This window comes from Citrobacter sp. CK194 (assembly GCF_030333395.1).
Classification (GTDB): domain Bacteria; phylum Pseudomonadota; class Gammaproteobacteria; order Enterobacterales; family Enterobacteriaceae; genus Citrobacter_B; species Citrobacter_B koseri.
Genome location: NZ_JAOWGA010000018.1, coordinates 813,829 through 832,241 on the forward strand (window position 1 = coordinate 813,829; position 18,413 = coordinate 832,241).

18 protein-coding genes and 1 tRNA gene are annotated in these 18,413 nt (G+C 54.8%); 5 read left to right on the top strand and 14 right to left on the bottom strand.

Features of this window, described 5'->3' with window-relative positions; all coding sequences use genetic code 11:
- The 5 genes from OGX80_RS15620 to luxS all read left to right on the top strand — a co-directional run bounded on the left by OGX80_RS15620 (position 1) and on the right by luxS (position 3,614).
- Positions 1–77 (top strand) — tRNA-Arg (locus tag OGX80_RS15620).
- 250 nt (positions 78–327) lie between these two features.
- Positions 328–894, top strand: a complete 567-nt coding sequence (gene yqaB / locus OGX80_RS15625; RefSeq protein WP_012134803.1) for a fructose-1-phosphate/6-phosphogluconate phosphatase — start codon at positions 328–330, stop codon at positions 892–894.
- Complete coding sequence (locus OGX80_RS15630) at positions 891–1,319, top strand: YqaA family protein (RefSeq protein ID WP_012134802.1); 429 nt, start codon at positions 891–893, stop codon at positions 1,317–1,319. The genes yqaB and OGX80_RS15630 overlap by 4 nt, the downstream gene beginning before the upstream one ends.
- A 73-nt stretch (positions 1,320–1,392) precedes the next feature.
- Positions 1,393–2,949, top strand: coding sequence for a glutamate--cysteine ligase (gene gshA, locus OGX80_RS15635; protein WP_012134801.1), 1,557 nt, complete (start codon positions 1,393–1,395; stop codon positions 2,947–2,949).
- A gap of 149 nt (positions 2,950–3,098) precedes the next feature.
- Complete coding sequence (luxS, locus tag OGX80_RS15640; RefSeq protein WP_012134800.1) at positions 3,099–3,614, top strand: S-ribosylhomocysteine lyase; 516 nt, start codon at positions 3,099–3,101, stop codon at positions 3,612–3,614.
- 446 nt (positions 3,615–4,060) lie between these two features.
- On the opposite strand, the gene emrB is transcribed toward luxS, so the two are convergent.
- The 14 genes from emrB to OGX80_RS15710 form a co-directional block, all read right to left on the bottom strand.
- Entirely contained in the window at positions 4,061–5,599 is a 1,539-nt protein-coding gene (gene emrB / locus OGX80_RS15645) for a multidrug efflux MFS transporter permease subunit EmrB (RefSeq protein ID WP_012134799.1), read from the bottom strand.
- Positions 5,600–5,615: 16 nt separating this feature from the next.
- Positions 5,616–6,788: a multidrug efflux MFS transporter periplasmic adaptor subunit EmrA gene (gene emrA, locus OGX80_RS15650; RefSeq protein WP_024130884.1), complete on the bottom strand. Its 1,173-nt coding sequence runs from the start codon at positions 6,786–6,788 to the stop codon at positions 5,616–5,618.
- A 128-nt stretch (positions 6,789–6,916) separates the two neighbouring features.
- Positions 6,917–7,447, bottom strand: coding sequence for a transcriptional repressor MprA (mprA, locus tag OGX80_RS15655; RefSeq protein ID WP_012134797.1), 531 nt, complete (start codon positions 7,445–7,447; stop codon positions 6,917–6,919).
- Positions 7,448–7,537: 90 nt separating this feature from the next.
- On the bottom strand, positions 7,538–7,873 hold the full coding sequence (gene ygaH / locus OGX80_RS15660; protein ID WP_047461737.1) for an L-valine transporter subunit YgaH: 336 nt from the start codon (positions 7,871–7,873) through the stop codon (positions 7,538–7,540).
- Positions 7,863–8,600: an AzlC family ABC transporter permease gene (locus OGX80_RS15665; protein ID WP_012134795.1), complete on the bottom strand. Its 738-nt coding sequence runs from the start codon at positions 8,598–8,600 to the stop codon at positions 7,863–7,865. Before OGX80_RS15665 ends, ygaH begins: the two co-directional genes overlap by 11 nt.
- A gap of 124 nt (positions 8,601–8,724) precedes the next feature.
- Positions 8,725–9,909 carry an MFS transporter gene (locus OGX80_RS15670; RefSeq protein WP_012134794.1) on the bottom strand — a complete coding sequence of 395 codons (1,185 nt, stop codon included), beginning with the start codon at positions 9,907–9,909 and terminating at the stop codon, positions 8,725–8,727.
- Positions 9,910–10,100: 191 nt separating this feature from the next.
- Entirely contained in the window at positions 10,101–11,096 is a 996-nt protein-coding gene (gene proX, locus OGX80_RS15675; protein WP_012134793.1) for a glycine betaine/L-proline ABC transporter substrate-binding protein ProX, read from the bottom strand.
- A gap of 189 nt (positions 11,097–11,285) precedes the next feature.
- Complete coding sequence (gene proW / locus OGX80_RS15680; protein WP_115181240.1) at positions 11,286–12,350, bottom strand: glycine betaine/L-proline ABC transporter permease ProW; 1,065 nt, start codon at positions 12,348–12,350, stop codon at positions 11,286–11,288.
- Positions 12,343–13,545, bottom strand: a complete 1,203-nt coding sequence (proV, locus tag OGX80_RS15685) for a glycine betaine/L-proline ABC transporter ATP-binding protein ProV (RefSeq protein ID WP_012134791.1) — start codon at positions 13,543–13,545, stop codon at positions 12,343–12,345. The genes proW and proV overlap by 8 nt, the downstream gene beginning before the upstream one ends.
- 354 nt (positions 13,546–13,899) lie before the next feature.
- A complete protein-coding gene (nrdF, locus tag OGX80_RS15690) occupies positions 13,900–14,859 on the bottom strand; it encodes a class 1b ribonucleoside-diphosphate reductase subunit beta (protein ID WP_012134789.1) in 960 nt (319 codons plus the stop codon).
- A gap of 10 nt (positions 14,860–14,869) precedes the next feature.
- Entirely contained in the window at positions 14,870–17,014 is a 2,145-nt protein-coding gene (gene nrdE / locus OGX80_RS15695; RefSeq protein ID WP_110493910.1) for a class 1b ribonucleoside-diphosphate reductase subunit alpha, read from the bottom strand.
- Positions 16,987–17,397 (bottom strand): class Ib ribonucleoside-diphosphate reductase assembly flavoprotein NrdI, encoded by a 411-nt coding sequence (gene nrdI / locus OGX80_RS15700; RefSeq protein WP_012134787.1) that lies wholly within the window; start codon positions 17,395–17,397, stop codon positions 16,987–16,989. Before nrdI ends, nrdE begins: the two co-directional genes overlap by 28 nt.
- Entirely contained in the window at positions 17,394–17,639 is a 246-nt protein-coding gene (gene nrdH, locus OGX80_RS15705; protein WP_024130882.1) for a glutaredoxin-like protein NrdH, read from the bottom strand. Before nrdH ends, nrdI begins: the two co-directional genes overlap by 4 nt.
- A 262-nt stretch (positions 17,640–17,901) precedes the next feature.
- Positions 17,902–18,333: a carboxymuconolactone decarboxylase family protein gene (locus OGX80_RS15710; protein ID WP_024130881.1), complete on the bottom strand. Its 432-nt coding sequence runs from the start codon at positions 18,331–18,333 to the stop codon at positions 17,902–17,904.
- Positions 18,334–18,413: the final 80 nt, after the last annotated feature.

An 18,413-nucleotide genomic window follows, 5' to 3' on the forward strand; every position in this document is an offset into this window, starting at 1 on the left:
GCATCCGTAGCTCAGCTGGATAGAGTACTCGGCTACGAACCGAGCGGTCGGAGGTTCGAATCCTCCCGGATGCACCATCTTCCCCGGTATAACAGTTACGCTGTTGTTTCATGGTCTGCGAAGCTATCGCAAGCACCAGGGAGGATAACGTTGCTTCAGCAACGGCCCGTAGGGCGAGGCGCAGCCGAGTAATCCTCCCGGATGCACCATCTTCTCCTGAATACCTCCATTACCTCTCTACCCTGAACAATCCTCATTTCTCTGTCAGCGACAAAATCAGTCAATTACGATAAAGTAACATCTGGTCATTTGGTTTGTGAGAACACGATGTACGAACGTTATGCGGGTTTGATTTTTGATATGGATGGCACCATCCTGGATACCGAGCCGACGCACCGTAAGGCGTGGGACGAGGTATTAGGGCGCTATGGTCTTCGCTTTGATCTGCAAGCGATGGTGGCGCTTAACGGTTCTCCAACCTGGCGTATCGCGCAGTCGATTATCGAACTGAATCACGCGGATCTTGACCCTCATGCGCTGGCGCAAGAAAAAACTGATGCAGTGAAAAGCATGTTGCTGGATAGCGTAGAGCCTCTGCCGCTGGTTGAGGTGGTTAAAGCCTGGTACGGCCGTCGACCTCTGTCGGTGGGAACGGGCAGCGAAAGCGCAATTGCCGAAGCGCTATTGACCCATCTGGGGCTGCGTCGTTATTTTGATGCAGTTGTCGCTGCGGATCATGTTCTGCACCACAAACCCGCACCGGACACGTTCCTGCTGTGTGCGGAGCGTATGGGCGTTGTGCCGACGCAATGCGTCGTGTTTGAGGATGCGGATTTCGGCTTGCAGGCAGCACGAGCGGCGGGAATGGATGCCGTGGACGTTCGACTATTGTGAGTGACGGGCTGTCGCTCCTGTCACTGTTTGCCAGCAGTTTTCTCAGCGCCACGCTGTTGCCCGGTAATTCCGAAGTTGTTTTAGTTGCCATGTTAGTCTCCGGGGTAAGTCATCCCTGGGTCTTAGTCTTAACAGCAACAATGGGTAATAGCCTTGGAGGGTTAACTAACGTTATCCTTGGGCGTTTTTTCCCGTTGCGCAAAACATCGCGCTGGCAGGAAAAAGCCACTGGCTGGCTTAAGCGCTACGGTGCAGTCACACTATTATTAAGCTGGGCGCCGGTTATCGGTGATTTGCTGTGCCTGTTAGCGGGATGGATGCGCATCTCGTGGGGGCCAGTGCTCTTTTTTTTATGCCTTGGTAAAGCGTTGCGTTACGTTATCGTCGCAGCCGCTACGGTTCAGGGCATTATGTGGTGGCACTAATTGTGGGATAGACATTTACCGTCACCATTACAATTATGCTAATTAAAACGATTTTGACAGGCGGGAGGTCAATTTGATCCCGGACGTATCACAGGCTCTGACCTGGCTGGAAAGGCATCCTCAGGCACTAAAGGGGATTCAACGCGGGCTGGAGCGCGAAACGCTGCGTGTTAACGCTGATGGCACGCTGGCAACCACGGGTCATCCTGACGCGTTAGGCTCGGCGCTGACGCACAAATGGGTCACGACAGATTTTGCTGAAGCCCTGCTGGAGTTTATTACCCCGGTAGACGGCGATATTCAGCATATGCTCACATTGATGCGCGATCTGCATCGCTATACGGCCAGAAATTTGGGTGATGAGCGAATGTGGCCGCTGAGTATGCCTTGCTATATTGCTGAAGGGCAGGATATTGAGCTGGCGCAGTACGGTACGTCAAATATTGGTCGTTTGAAAACGCTTTATCGGGAAGGGTTGAAAAACCGTTACGGCGCGTTGATGCAAACCATCTCCGGCGTACACTACAATTTTTCGCTGCCGATGGCATTCTGGCAGGCGAAGTGTGGCGTCGTGGACGGGGAAGATGCGAAAGAGAAAATTTCCGCAGGCTATTTCCGCCTGATCCGTAACTATTACCGTTTTGGGTGGGTCATTCCGTATCTGTTTGGCGCCTCTCCGGCTATTTGTTCCTCATTCTTGCAGGGCAAACCCACCACGCTGCCGTTTGAAAAAACGGACTGCGGTATGTACTACCTGCCGTATGCAACGTCGCTGCGTTTGAGCGACCTGGGTTATACCAATAAGTCGCAAAGCAATCTTGGAATTACGTTTAACGATCTGCATGAATATGTGGCAGGATTGAAGCGCGCGATCAAAACGCCGTCCACGGAGTATGCGGAGATCGGTCTGGAGAAGGACGGTAAACGCCTGCAAATCAACAGCAACGTGCTACAGATTGAGAACGAGCTGTATGCGCCGATCCGCCCTAAACGCGTGACGCGTAGCGGAGAAACGCCGTCAGATGCGCTTCTGCGCGGCGGGATTGAATATATCGAAGTGCGTTCGCTGGATATTAACCCGTTCTCGCCCATTGGCGTGGACGAGCAGCAGGTGCGTTTCCTGGATCTGTTTATGGTCTGGTGCGTACTGGCCGATGCGCCGGAAATGAGCAGCGACGAGCTGCTGTGTACGCGCACGAACTGGAATCGGGTGATTCTGGAAGGGCGTAAACCGGGGCTGACGTTAGGGATTGGCTGTGAAACCGCGCAGTTCCCGCTGCCGAAAGTGGGTAAAGATCTGTTCCGCGACCTGAAACGTGTGGCGCAAACGCTGGACAGCATCCACGGGGGAGAGGATTATCAGAAGGTATGTGATGAACTGGTTGCCTGTTTCGACAACCCGGAACTGACGTTCTCAGCGCGTATTCTGCGCTCGATGATTGATACCGGGATTGGCGGCACCGGCAAAGCGCTGGGCGAGGCTTATCGCAATCTGCTGCGCGAAGAACCGCTGGAGATTTTGCGTGAAGAGGACTTCATTGCTGAGCGTGAGGCGTCAACGCGTCGTCAGCTTGAGGTTGAAGCGGCGGATACCGAACCGTTTGATGCGTGGCTGGAAAAGCACGCCTGACAGAAAAGAAAAAGGCCACTCGTGAGTGGCCAAAATTTCATCTCTGAAAACAGGGATGATGATAACAAATGCGCGTCTTTCACATACTCAGACTCGCCCCGGAACGAAGAGTTCAGTTTATTTTAAAAAATATTATCGGAGGTGGCTAAATGCCGTTGTTAGATAGCTTCACAGTCGATCATACCCGGATGGAAGCACCAGCAGTCCGGGTCGCGAAAACGATGAACACCCCGCATGGCGATACCATTACCGTGTTTGACCTGCGTTTCTGCATCCCGAATAAAGAAGTGATGCCTGAGAAGGGTATCCATACGCTGGAGCACCTGTTCGCTGGCTTTATGCGTAATCATCTGAACGGCAACGGCGTTGAGATTATCGATATCTCCCCGATGGGCTGCCGTACCGGTTTCTACATGAGCCTGATCGGTACGCCTGACGAACAACGTGTGGCAGACGCCTGGAAAGCCGCGATGGCTGACGTGCTGAAAGTGAAGGAGCAGAATCAGATCCCGGAGCTGAACGTTTATCAGTGCGGTACGTATCAGATGCACTCTCTGAGCGAAGCGCAGGATATTGCACGTCATATTCTGGAACACGACGTTCGCATCAACAGCAACGAAGAGCTGGCCCTGCCGAAAGATAAATTGCAGGAACTGCATATCTAGTAGAATGCAATGCCCGGTGGCGCGATGCTTACCGGGCCTACAATGTGTACGTTCTGTAGGCCGGATAAGGCGCAGCCGCCATCCGGCATTATGCCCGGTGGCGCGATGCTTACCGGGCCTACAACGTGCGTGCTCTGTAGGCCGGATAAGGCGCAGCCGCCATCCGGCATTATGCCCGGTGGCGCGATGCTTACCGGGCCTACAATGTGCGCGTTCTGTAGGCCGGATAAGACGCAGCCGCCATCCGGCATTATGCCCGGTGGCGCGATGCTTACCGGGCCTACAACGTGTGTTCTGTAGGCCGGATAAGGCGCAGCCGCCATCCGGCGTTATGCCCGGTGGCGCAATGCTTACCGGGCCTACAATGTGCGCGTTCTGTAGGCCGGATAAGGCGCAGCCGCCATCCGGCAAAAAAAAAGCCAGTTCATCATGAACTGGCTTTTTTATTAATGCGCGCCTCCACCGCCGCCGCCCGCGCCGAAAGGTGGTTTGGCGAACCAGACCAGCCCAAGCAGCACGAGGAAGATCCCGGCCGACATCCAGAAGATCTCATTGGCGGAAATAATCAGCCCCTGATTGGTAATCTGCTGGGCGATCCAGCCTGACGCCTGCTGCTGAGTCATCCCCAGCCCCTGTAGCTGATCGTACATCGCCTGGGCATTGGGGTTGTACGGATTCACCGACTCGGTCAATTGCGAATGGTGCATCGCTTCACGGTTGGTCCACATGGTGGTGGTGATTGATGTACCAATTGACCCCGCCAGCGTTCGCGTAAAGTTAGACAGACTCGACGCCGCCGCCAGACGCTCAGGCGGCAAGCCGGAGAGCGTGATGGTGGTGAGCGGCATAAAGAAGCAGGCTACGGCGAAGCCCTGAATAAACTGCGGCCAGGCCGATGCGCCGAAATCCATACCCGGTTCAAACGTCCACGCACGCCAGTAAAAGCAGACGGCATACATGATAAAGCTGAACGTGACCAGCCTGCGCATATCCAGCTTGTGGGCGAAACGTCCGATAATCGGCGACAGGATCACCGGGATTACCCCGACCGGCGCTGAGGCCAGGCCGGCCCACGTCGCGGTATAGCCGTATACCTCCTGCAACAGCTGCGGTAACAACACAATCGCGCCGAAATAGAGCATATAGGCGAGACTGATACACAAACAGCCAATCGTAAAGTTACGCGACTTGAACAAGGAGAGGTCAACGATTGGGTTATCGTCGGTCAGCTCCCAGACAATCAGGAAACTGATGGCAATGACGGCGACCACGGTCAGGATGATAATCTCTTGCGAGGCGAACCAGTCCAGCTCTTTCCCGCGGTCAAGCATGATCTGTAGACTGCCGATACCAATCACCAGCAGCGCCAGGCCGATAGCGTCGATACGCCGCTGCTCGGTGCGAGTCTCGCGACCGCGCAGGGTTTGCAGCGTCATCAGCACGACCGCAACCCCAATCGGCACGTTGATGAAGAAAATCCAGCCCCAGTGATAGTTATCGCTGATGTAGCCGCCCAGTATCGGGCCGCAGATCGGCGCGACAATCACCGTCATCGACCATAGCGCCAGCGCGATAGAACGTTTTGCGGGAGGATAGTTATTCAGCAACAGGCTCTGTGAGAGCGGGATTAACGGCCCTGCGACGACACCCTGAACCACGCGGAAGAAGATCAGCATGTTCAGACTGTTGGAGACCCCGCACGCCCATGACGCAATGGCAAAGGCGACGGTTGACCACATGAACAGCTTCACTTCCCCGACGCGTTTCGCCAGCCAGCCGGTAATCGGGATGGAGATCGCGTTCGCCACCCCGAATGAGGTGATAACCCATGTCCCCTGGCTCAACGATGAGCCAAGGTTCCCGGCGATGGTGGGGATCGCCACGTTAGCAATGGTGGAGTCCAGCACCTGCATGAATGTCGCCAGCGACAGCGCAATCGTCATAATGACCAGCTGCGCGCCTTCCAGCGGTTTTTGCTGTTGCATTACACGCACCTCAGGATTATCCCGCGTTGGCCTGCACAATCTCTTCGATCAGCTTATTGACCGGAGCGAGATTAATTTCTCGTGCGTTACTCTCAGAAACCGGGGTACTACGAACCTGGCTTGCCAGCACCTGCCCGTCGCGGTTCGACGTATCCACGGTGACGAGGGTTGATAAGCCGATACGCAGCGGATGCTGCGCCAGTTGCTGCGCATCCAGTTCAATACGTACAGGCAAGCGCTGCACGACCTTGATCCAGTTGCCGGTCGCGTTTTGCGCCGGAAGCAGGGAGAAGGCGCTGCCTGTCCCCATATCCAGGCCGACAACCTTACCGGTGTATTTCACGTCATCGCCGTAAATATCGCTGATGACCGTTGCCGGTTGGCCGATACGCATATGGGCTAGCTGCGTCTCTTTGAAGTTCGCGTCCACCCACAGGTTGGTGGCAGGCACGACCGCCATCAGCGGCGTGGTCGGGCTAATCTGCGCGCCAGGCTGTACGGCGCGGCGGGAGACGTAGCCGGTCATCGGGCTGACGATTTTGGTACGCTCCAGCGCCAGCCAGGCGTTGCGCACTTCCGTGGCCGCCTGTTGCACGGCAGGCTGATCTTCCAGCTTGCTGCCGAGGATCATCGCCTGGTTTGCGTTATATTGCTGAATTGCCACATCCAGCTGCGCCTGCGCGCTGGCGACGGCATCACGCGCGTGTTGCAGTTCTTCGCGACCAATCAGGTTCGCATTGCCCAGCGGCACGCGACGATTAAAGTCGCTTTGCGCCTGTGCCAGTGCGGTTTTCTGCACTTCAATGCTGGCCTGGAGCTGCTTGCTATTGATCATCAACTGGTGCGTCTGGCGAACGCTGGAGGCCAGCGCCGTTTTCGCTTTTTCGAATGCCTGTCTGGCATCCGTCTGGTCGAGCGTGACCAGCACGTCGCCCTGTTTTACAAAGTCAGTGTTATCAGCCCAGACTTTCGTCACGCTGCCTGATACCTGCGCCATGATTTGAACCTGGTTCCCTGCCACGTACGCATCATCCGTCTCTTCGATATGACGCAGTACTAAAAACCAATAAATCCCATATGCCACGGCAATTGCGATAAAGAGCAAGGTTAAAAGGATTAGCGCGCTTTTACGTTTGCCATTCTTCTTAACCGGTTGCTGCGGGGTTTGAGTCTCCGCATTTGCGCTCATGTTGTTCTCCACGATCTTATTTTTCATATCGGCTGGGCCGACGTTTTTGTCAGAAAGGCCAGCAGTATGACGTGCTGGCCTGTCAGTTTTTTCTTTTATAAATCTGGATGATTGAGCGTGTCGACGCGTTAGCGTAGCGCCTCAAGAACGGCGCCATCCTGATCCATCTGATCGAGACGCGTCAGGAGCTTACGAGTGATGTGCTCAAGTTGATCTTTTTCGGCGGTGCTGAGAGAGGACCATAGCTGGTGCAGGCAGTGATGCTGAGGCGGTAACACCTCGCGCAAAAACGCGTGACCTTTCTCAGTCAGTTGCAGATGCAGGCAGCGACGGTCGTTATCGCTTTCACGACGTTCGATCCAGCCGCGTTTCTCTAACTCATCTGCGATACGTGTTGCGTTGGTACGGGACGAGCCCAGCGCGCAACTCAGTTCAGATGGCTGAATACTGTGGTTTTCCTGAGACTCCAGCGTAATCAACGCCATAAACAACGTCTCGTTAATCCCTTGAGCTTTCAGCATCTTATTGCGGTTTTCCAGCAGTTTGCCTTGCATATGCATGCAAAGGCGGGTCAGAAGGATCTCCTGGTAAGGAAACTCTTCGTGGCGGCTGGCGCGAAATTTTAGCATTTGTTCAATGGGCGTAAACGAACTATCCATTTGGGCATGACCTCATTAATTTCAGCCGATATAGTAACGACAGTGACAAATAAAGTAAATGTATTATTAATTTAAAATGATTCTTTTGGGTTATAAAATGACCCCTATCTTCCAGGCGAGTCCATAGCCCAGAGCGCTCAGTAGCGTTGGGATGATGATGCTGCGCGTCTTGTAGAAACTGACGCCCAGGACGGCAAACCCGACCAGCGTCGGAATGAACCGGCTGGCGTCGTGCATCACTTCGGGAGCCGTAGACACCACCAGCAGGGCGCAGATGGACGCGATGCCAATGGTGTCGAGCAACACGCCCGTTGCCCCGCGCCTGGCGGGGCGGGTGTTTCCCATTCGCAGACGAAGCGGTAAATAACGAAAACAATAATTGGCGCAGCCGACCAGCAGCCCCAGCAGCAAAACCTCATAACTCATCGGGCGCTCCTTGCCAGAACGACTGGATCAAGGCGGTCAGACACCCGCTGGCGATACCCGCCAGGATAGCCGCAGGAATGGAAAACAGCGTGACGCCTGCCAGCGCGCCGATTAACGCCGCCGTGACGCACAGCGTTTGTTTGCGTTGAAAAGAGGCGAGCAAAAAGCTCATAAACAGGGCTGGCAGCATAAAACCTAATGCCGCCTCAACGGCGGGGAAGCCTTTCAGCAATCCGCTCCCGGAAAATGCGCCAATGACCGTGCCGAGCACCCAGGAGGCCCAGGAGCAGAACGCGATGCCGATCATCCAGTTTTCACTCCAGCGACGGTTATCCCGCACCAGTTTGGCCGTGGCGGCAGCAAACACTTCATCGGTGAGGCCAAATGCCCACAGGGCGGTTTTAGGTTTACTGAGCCGTTGACTGATGCGACTACGCAGGGAAGGGCCGTACAGCACATGGCGCACGTCCATCGCCATTACGGTCAGCGCGGCGACCCATAATGTGCTGCCCGCCGCGAGCATGGTGGTGATGACGAACTGGCTGGCGCCTGCGTAAATAATGCAGGAGAAAAAAACGCTTTCGAGGGGAGTAAAGCCCAGACGGGTGGCGTTAAGGCCAAACGCAAACGCCACCGGAATATAACTTATGACTATCGGTAAACTGTCTTTGAATCCTTCCGTTAATGTTGCCGGACGGGGCTCAGACTGGGGTGCAGGGCTTTCCATAAGATTATCTGATTCGTCACCGATGTTAAAATAACCAGCATAAATGAATCATATAACCTTAACAGAGTGGGGGACGCCTTAACACCCTGGGGAGCTCAATCAAAGGTAAACGCTTGCCATCTGCTTAATTTGCGGCTTCTTGTCGGTGAAAACCTCGCCACCAGACCAGCAGATTGAGCGCGGCGACGGTGGTACCGGCCAGACAAACGCCGGCCCAGCCGGCATGCTGCCAGGCCGATGCCGAAATCAACGAACCGGCGGCGCCGCCGATAAAGTAGCTGGTCATATACCCGGCGGTGAGCCGGTTACGCGCATCCGGGTGGACGCGGTAAATCACCGTCTGATTGGTGATGTGTACGCCCTGCACGGTGAGATCCAGCACCAGGATGCCAATAATCAGCGCCAGCACCGAGCTGTGTCCGTACCAGATAGCCAGCCAGGAGAGCAACAGCAACAGCAGGCCGAAAGTCGTGGTGAGATGGGACTTCCCTTTATCGGCAAAACCGCCCGCCGGACGTGCGCCCAGCGCGCCAGCGGCTCCCGCCAGACCAAACAGCCCAATCATCCCTTCGGAATAGTTAAACGGCGGCGCGGCCAGTAAAAAGGCCATCGATGTCCAGAGAATGCTGAAGTTGGCGAACGTCAGGCAGCCTAACAACGCGCGGGTGCGCAGGAGGCCGTCGTGGATAAACAGGCTGAACACGGAACCCAATAGCTGCGGATAGTTAAGATGCGTTTCTGATTTCACCTTTGGTAAACCGCGCCACAGCGCGACGGCCATCAGCGCCATCAGCACAGAAGCGACCCAGAAGACGGTGCGCCAGCCGCCAAGATTCGCCAGCAATCCGGCAACGGTACGCGCCAGTAAAATCCCCAGCAGCAGGCCGCTCATGATGGTGCCGACCACTTTGCCGCGCTTATCCGGCGTGGCGAGCGTCGCCGCCAGCGGCACCAGGATTTGCGCCACGACGGAGAACAGCCCGGTGAGCGCCGTGCCGAGAATCATCATGCCGAGCGACTGACTGCTGGCGGTAATCAGCATGCCGCCTGCGGCCAGCAGCGTCATGGAGACGATGAGCGTCCGGCGCTCGAACATATCGCCCAGCGGCACCAGAAAGAGCAATCCGGCGGCATAGCCCAACTGAGCGGCGGTAACGATAAAGCCCGCCGAGCTGGCAGAAAGCGAGAAATTGTTTGCGATGGTGTCGAGCAGCGGCTGGGCGTAATAGTTACTGGCGACGGCCAGACCGGTTGCCACGGACATTAAAACAATCAGCGCCGGGCTAAGCCCGTGAGTGGATTTAGTCATTATTTTGAGTCAGATATGATTTCCTGGGGTATCAATCATAGCGGATGTTTATGAATGTGAGTGGTTTGTTGAGTGATGGATTGTGCGGTTGAGGTAGGGCGTATAGGCCGGATAAGGCGCATCGCGCCACCATCCGGCATTGGTGTGGTTACTGCGCCTGATGGCGCGCAGCTTTAAGGCCGACGAGTGGGTTATTTCTGCGCGGCCAGCGCTTCTTTTACCCAGCCGTCAAACTGCTGCTGGTGGGCTTTGATCCAGCCGTCAACGTGACCCTGAACATCGGCCTCGGACGATTTGCCTTCATGCATCATCGCGTTCTGCGCGTTGATATCCGCCAGCGGTACCTTCATGATGGCGAACAGCTTCGCCGCCGCCGGGTTTTTCTCTGCCCAGGCTTTGTTGGCGACAATGTGCATGGTGTTCACCGGGAAGCCATAGTTCGCGCCGTTCGGCAGTTTAGTATCAATGTCTTTCTGCTCGCCCGGCAGGGAAGAGAACGGCACCTGTAACCAGACAACATCTTTACCCGGCTTCATCACGTCGCTCACCCAGTACGGCGTCCAGGTGTAGTACAGAATCGGCTTGCCTTCTTTGAAGCGGGTGATGGTGTCGGCCATCATCGCGGCATAGTTACCGTGGCTGACGTCGACGGTTTTTTCCAGATCGAACGCTTTGTTCTGGTGGTTAATCACCGCTTCACAACCCCAGCCTGGCGAACAACCCATCATGTCAGCTTTACCGTCGCCGTTGGTATCAAAGATTTTGGCGATTTTCGGGTCTTTCAACTGGGCGAGGTTAGTGATCTTGTACTGCTCAGCGGTTTTCTTGTCGATCAGATAACCCTGCGCGGCGCCCGTCACGAATACCCCCTCGCGATAGAACTTTTTGTCTCCGCCCGCAGCGGCGTACATATCATCATGCAGCGGCTGCCAGTTCACGGCGGTAAAAGTTGCATCGCCAGAGGCAATGGAGGTGTAACCGACGTTGTAATCAACTTCGCTTGGCTTATTGACGGTATAACCCAGTTTCTCCAGCGCGCGGCTGACCAGCAGCGTCTGGAAGGTTTCTTCGGTGATGGTGCTCTGCACCGGCTGTACGGTAACGCCTTTGCCCGGCAGGTCGGCAGCGAATGCGCTGGTAGAGACAAGGGTGGCAAACGCTGTGGCAAATAGAATGTTATGTCGCATCGTTGTTCCTTATTACACTTCATCTTTCAAGCTGCCTCTTTGTTGGCTGCACTCATGCACCCCGGTCACGTACTGCGTGTACGCTCCTGGGGATACATTCGTTTGCCGCCGCGATGCAGCTTGAACGATTTTGTGTAAGCTAATGAATTGTAGGCCCGGTAAGCAATGCGCCACCGGGCAACGGGTGAATTACTTAACGAAAGGGCGAGTGATAAGCCCAACGGGACCGGTGGTATACCAGCGGCGGTTGCCACGGCTGCGCGAGTCGCGACCAACGGCCTGGGTCAGGCGGTCCAGAATGATAGCGAGGATCACAATACCGACCCCGCCGACGGTTGCCAGCCCCATGTCGAGGCGGCCAATACCACGCAGCACCATCTGACCAAGCCCGCCGACGGCAATCATAGAGGCGATCACTACCATGGAGAGGGCAAGCATGAGCGTCTGGTTAACACCCGCCATAATGGTGGGCATGGCCAGCGGTAGCTGTACTTTGAACAGCATCTGACGCGGACTGGCGCCAAATGAGCGTGAGGCTTCGATCAAATCTGCCGGAACCTGGTTAATCCCCAGAATGGTCAGACGCACAATCGGCGGCAGGGCAAAGATAATGGTCACTACCACCCCCGGCACGTTACCGATACCGAACAGCATCACGATTGGCACCAGATAGACGAACGCAGGCGTCGTTTGCATCGCATCCAGCAGCGGGCGGACAATCTTCGCCGCACGCGGACTGCGCGCCAGCCATATCCCCAGCGGCAAACCGATGACCACGCAGAACAGCAGGGCGGTCAGCACCAGCGCCAGGGTAATCATCGCCTGTGACCAGGCGCCAATCGCGCCGATGGCAATCAGGGACACCAGCGTGGCGGCCCCCATCCCCAGGCCGGAGATCTGCCAGGCGATCAGTGCGAAAATGATAATCGCCACCGGAGCTGGCATACCCAGCAACAACTGCTGGAAGCCATTGAGAATGTAATCCACCGGTACACGGATGCCCTGGAAAACGGGGCGGAAATGCGTAACGACCCAGTCGATCCCTTCAGTGACCCAGCTGTCCAGCGGGATCAGCGTCTTATGGAACGGGTCCATAATATTAAAATGTTCTGGCGCAGGCGCGGGAGCGCTGGTCAGCCAGTCTGCGCCGCCGCCATCGGCAGGCGCGCCCGAAGGCGCTCCCCAGGCGTCGGCGGATTGCGCGGCGCTATCCGCCGCTGGCGCGGTATCCCACGGATTAGTTTGTTCAGCCATTGTTTGCCCCCTCGCGATCTAAAGCCTGTAGCAGCATGCGTTTTGAAATAATGCCGACATACTGTTGTTCCTCGTCGACAACCGGCACCGCACAAGGCGCCTGGCCAACATGAGAGAGCAACTCGCTAAGAGGTGTTTGCGCATCCACCGCCAGTGACTCGTCAATAAGCGCTGCTTCAATACCTTGTGCCTGGCTTAATGCCGCTTTTAATGAGTCGATGGAAACAATGCCGACAAACTTATTACCGCGTTCAATCACATAACCAAATTCACGGTCTTCATCCTGCAATAATTTCAGTGCGGAACGCGGACCAAAACCTGGCGTTTTACGAATTAATCCCACCGGGCTGCGGCGGGCAATATCTTTGGCGCTGAACACCTGGCTAATATCGACCCCACGGAAGAAGGTGCGGACATAATCATTCGCCGGGTTATTCAGAATTTCATCTGGCGTTCCCACCTGAACGACTTCGCCGTTTTGCATAATGGCAATACGATCGCCAATACGCATCGCTTCATCGAGATCGTGGGAAATAAAAACGACGGTACGCTGATGTTTTGCCTGTAGTTTTACCAGCTCATCCTGCATCTCGGTACGAATTAAGGGATCGAGCGCCGAGAAGGCCTCATCCATTAACAGAATGTCAGGGTTGATCGCTAATGCGCGGGCCAGACCGACACGCTGACGCATACCGCCGGAGAGTTCATCCGGGTAGCCGTGCGCATAATTCTCCAGCCCCACCTGGCGTAAGGCATCCAGCGCTTTTTCACGGCGCTCTTCAGCGGCAACGCCGGCTAATTCCATGCCGAATGCCGTATTATCCAGTACGGTCATGTGCGGCATTAATGCAAATGACTGGAAAACCATCGCAATTTTCTTTCTGCGCACCTCGCGAAGTTCGGCGTCAGATATTTTTGCAATATCAACGCCGTCGATCAGCACTTGCCCGCGGGTGGGTTCAATCAGGCGATTGAGAAGGCGTACCATTGTGGATTTACCCGAACCGGATAATCCCATGATGACAAAAATCTCGCCTTCTTCAATGGCCAGACTGGCGTCTTTAACGCCAAGCGATAGCCCTGTTTTATCCAGAATTTGCTCTTTCGAAAGTCCTTTTTCAATATATTTGAAAGCTCGCTGCGGATGCTCACCAAATATCTTATAGAGATTCTTAACTTCTAATTTAATTGCCATGCAATAGAAAGATTCCTGTTATTTATTATGTCGATACGATACCTGATAGAAATAGTCACCTTTTTCTACCCTAACATACTGAGAATCTGAGACAACCCTGAATTTCCCTCAGACACAAATATTGCCGGAGGCCATTTGCCGGGATTTCCCATGATATAAGGGCTGAGGGGGAGTGGGGGGAGAGCGATATTTTTTGTAACGACCACCGAAAATGCGCCTGAATTGCTGAAATTCAGGCGAATAATGTGGCAGATATTGAGTGTAGATCACACAGAAATAATTGTGTGATAAAAACGTGATCCCGTTAAAATATTATCGCGGAAGTGTGATCGATATTTACCGCGATAATCGCCGTCAAAAATTCCAGTCTTCGTCTTCGGTTTCGATAGCTTTTCCCATCACATAGGAGGAGCCTGAACCGGAGAAGAAATCATGGTTTTCATCCGCATTCGGTGACAGCGCAGCAAGTATGGCAGGATTGACCTCCGCCATTTCTGCGGGGAATAACGCTTCGTAGCCCAGGTTCATCAACGCTTTATTGGCGTTGTAACAGAGAAAGGCGTTAACGTCTGCCACCCAACCGGTTTCGGCATACAGTTCTTCCGTATAGCGAGACTCGTTGTCATAAAGTTCCATCAGCAAATCAAGGGCGAAATGCTTCAATTCGTCGCGTTCGGATTCCGACAGTTTCTCCAGCCCTTTTTGGTATTTATAGCCGATGTAATACCCATGTACCGCTTCGTCACGAATAATCAGACGAATCAGGTCGGCGGTGTTGGTCAGCTTGCCCCGGCTGGAAAAATACATTGGCAGCCAGAAGCCGGAATAGAACAGGAAAGATTCCAGGAATACGCTGGCGATTTTCTTTTTCAGCGGATTGTCGGCGGTGTAATGTTGCAGGATAATCTGCGCCTTGCGTTGCAGCGGCGCATTTTCCTCACTCCAGGCATAGGCCGCGTCTACGTCTTTCGTCTGGCAAAGCGTAGAGAAAATCGAGCTGTACGAGCGGGCATGTACCGCTTCCATAAAGCTGATGTTTGACAGCACCGCCTCTTCATGCGGCGTCAGCGCGTCCTGCATCAACGCGGGGGCCCCGGCGATATTCTGAATGGTGTCGAGCAGCGTTAATCCGGTAAACACGCGGATGGTAAGCTGCTGCTCGGCGGCGCTCAGCGTCTGCCAGGCGGGGATATCATTGGAAAGCGGCACCTTTTCCGGCAGCCAGAAGTTGCTGGTCAGGCGGTTCCACACTTCCAGGTCTTTATCATCCTGAATCTTGTTCCAGTTGATGGCGCTCACGCGTGATAGTTTCATCCTGCTCTCCTTATAGCGCGCATGATACGCAGCCTTCTATTTCAGTACCTTCCAGCGCCAGCTGACGCAGACGGATGTAATACAGCGTTTTGATCCCTTTTCGCCACGCGTAAATCTGGGCTTTGTTGATATCGCGGGTTGTCGCGGTATCCGGGAAGAACAGCGTCAGCGACAGTCCCTGATCAACGTGGCGTGTGGCTTCGGCATAGGTATCAATGATTTTTTCCGGGCCGATTTCATAGGCGTCCTGGTACATGTCCAGGTTCTCATTGGTCATAAACGGGGCCGGGTAGTAAACGCGTCCGGTTTTTCCTTCTTTGCGGATCTCTATCTTCGACACGATCGGGTGAATGCTTGACGTCGCGTGGTTGATATAGGAAATGGAACCGGTCGGCGGCACCGCCTGTAAATTCTGGTTATAGATGCCGTAGCGCATCACCTCATCCCGCAACCGCGCCCACATTTCGCGGCCCGGAAGCGTAATGCCGCTACGGGCAAAGAGCGCACGAACCGTGTCGGTTTTCGGCTGCCAGTCGCCCTGCAAATATTGTTCGAAATACTCGCCGCTGGCATAGCGCGATTGTTTGAATCCGGCGAAGGTTTTACCGCGTTCACGCGCCATCATCATTGAGGTATTCAGCGCGTGCCAGGTCACGGTGTAGAAATAGAGGTTGGTGAAATCCAACGCCTCCGGGCTGCCGTAGGCAATGCCTTCTCGCGCCAGATAACCGTGCAGGTTCATCTGCCCCAGGCCAATCGCGTGTGACGCGGCGTTTCCGGCTTCAATTGACGGTACGCTGCGGATATGGCTCATATCCGACACCGCCGTCAGGCCGCGAATCGCCGTTTCCACCGTGCGGCCAAAATTCGGGGAGTCCATCGTATGGGCGATGTTCAGCGAACCGAGGTTGCAGGAGATATCATGCCCGGTCTGCGCGTAATCCAGATTTTCATCATAGGTGGAGGCGCTGTTGACCTGCAAAATCTCCGAGCACAGGTTGCTCATGTTGATGCGACCGGCAATCGGATTCGCGCGGTTTACCGTATCCTCGTACATGATGTAGGGATAGCCTGACTCAAACTGGATTTCCGCGAGCCGCTGGAAAAATTCGCGCGCGTTGATGTACTGCTTGCGTACGCGTTCGTCGGCGAGCAGCTCATCGTACCGTTCGCTAATGGCGATATCTCCGAACGGTTTGCCGTAAATGCGTTCGACATCGTAAGGCGAGAACAGCGCCATCTGCGCGTTTTCTTTCGCCAGACGGAACGTTACGTCCGGGATCACCACGCCCAGCGACAGCGTTTTAATGCGGATCTTTTCATCGGCGTTTTCGCGTTTCGTGTCGAGAAAACGCAGGATATCCGGGTGGTGCGCGTGCAGATACACGGCGCCCGCCCCCTGACGCGCCCCTAACTGATTGGCGTAAGAAAAGGCGTCTTCCAGCATCTTCATTACCGGGATCACGCCTGAGGACTGGTTCTCAATACGCTTGATCGGCGCGCCCGCTTCACGAAGATTCGAGAGCAAAAACGCCACGCCGCCGCCGCGCTTGGAAAGCTGTAACGCCGAGTTAACCGCCCGACCAATGGACTCCATATTGTCTTCAATGCGTAACAGGAAGCAGGAGACCAGCTCGCCGCGCTGTTGTTTGCCGCAGTTTAAGAAGGTCGGCGTGGCCGGCTGAAAGCGCCCGGAGAGGATTTCATCGGTAAGCTGCATCGCCAGCGCTTCATTGCCCTGCGCCAGCGTCAGCGCCACCATTGTCACCCGGTCTTCAAAGTCTTCAAGGTAGCGTTTGCCGTCGAACGTTTTCAGCGTATAGCTGGTGTAATATTTCCACGCGCCAAGGAATGTCTGGAAGCGAAAACCGCTGGCGTGGGCGTGAGCAAACAGCTTCACCACGAAAGCGCGATCGTAGCGGGTTAAAACGCTTTCGTCGTAATAGCCTTCGCGAAGCAGATACTCCAGGCGCTCGTCCTGGCTGGCAAAGGAGACGGAATTGGGGCGGACATGGGTGGCAAAGAACACCTCCACCGCCTGCCGATCCTTATCGAACTGAATATGGCCTGCTTTATCGTACAGATTCAGCATGGCATTCAGCGCGTGATAATCCATCGTTTCTTGCTTCACACGTTCTGCGGTTGTCGTTGCCAAAATTCGCTCACTCCTTTTCGGACGTTGTCGATGTCGCTTTGCGTTCCCATCAGTTCAAAGCGGTACAGCCAGGGGACGCCGCATTTTTGTGAAATGACCTCGCCAGCGCGACCGTAAGCCTCGCCAAAGTTACGGTTGCCGGAGGCGATCACGCCGCGAATTAACGCCCGGTTATGTTCATCATTTAAAAAGCGGATCACCTGTCGTGGAACCGCGCCTGCCGTACCGCCGCCGCCGTAAGAGGGGACGACCAGAATGTAAGGTTCGTCTACCCTGATTCGCTCGCGTTCATTAAGCGGAATGCGAATAGCGGGCAGCCCCAGACGCTGCATAAAGCGGTGCGTATTTTCGGAGCTGCTGGAAAAGTAGACGAGTTGGCTCATGCGCTGGCCACGCGCGCATCAGGATGCAGACGGTTGATCATATCCGGGCGGAAGCCTGACCAACTGGTATCGCCCGCGATGACCACCGGCAGCTGGCGAAAACCTTTTTCCCGCAGGGTATCTGCCGCGTCGGGAACCAGATCGACGTTCACCATCTCAAAGTCAAATCCACGGCTTTCCATCGCCCGTTTGGTGGCGTGGCACTGAACACAGTCGTTACGAGTGTAAATAGTAATGCGCATGATTCGTATTTCCATTTAAAATGAGAGAACGGCGCGATGATATGCGTCGGGTTGTGTGTGTCTTGATAGAGAGAATACTAGATGTAGATGAATAAAGTTTCAACCACACAAGATATGGGAAATATCGATTAATTTGCTTCTGCTGATTAGCTCAGCGGGAATGGGGGGGTATGGTTAAACGTCGCCCGATGGCGCTTACGCTAATCGGGCCTACGGTGTAGGCCGGATAAGGCGTTTACGCCGCCATCCGGCAATAGCGGGTTTACATCCGCATCCCAACGGCCAGTCGGTTGAAGCAGTTCATCAGACTGATAGCGAAGGTCAGATCGCTGATTTCACGGGCGCTGAAACTTTCGAGTAGCGGCAGATACGCGTCATCTTCGGCATGCGTTCTTGCGATATCCGTGACGGATTCCGCCCAGGCCAGCGCCGCACGCTCCTGTTCACTGAAGTGATGGCTTACCCGCCACCCGGCCAGCGCATCCAGTTTGCTTTGCGCCACGCCGGATTTACGCAGGGCTTTGCTGTGCATCTCCAGACAAAATGCGCAACCGTTGATCTGTGAGATACGCAGATAAATCAGTTCCATCAGCGTGGTGTCCAGCGCGCTGTTTTCCAACGCTTTTTTGGCCTGGCCCAGCGCACTATAGACTTCAGGGCTAAGTTCATAATAGGGCTGACGTAATGTCGTCATCATACTTCTCCTCGTTTAGACGTCAGCAATGTAGCACTATAATGGACTGCTAAAGAGAGCCATATTTTTATGAAAAAAGC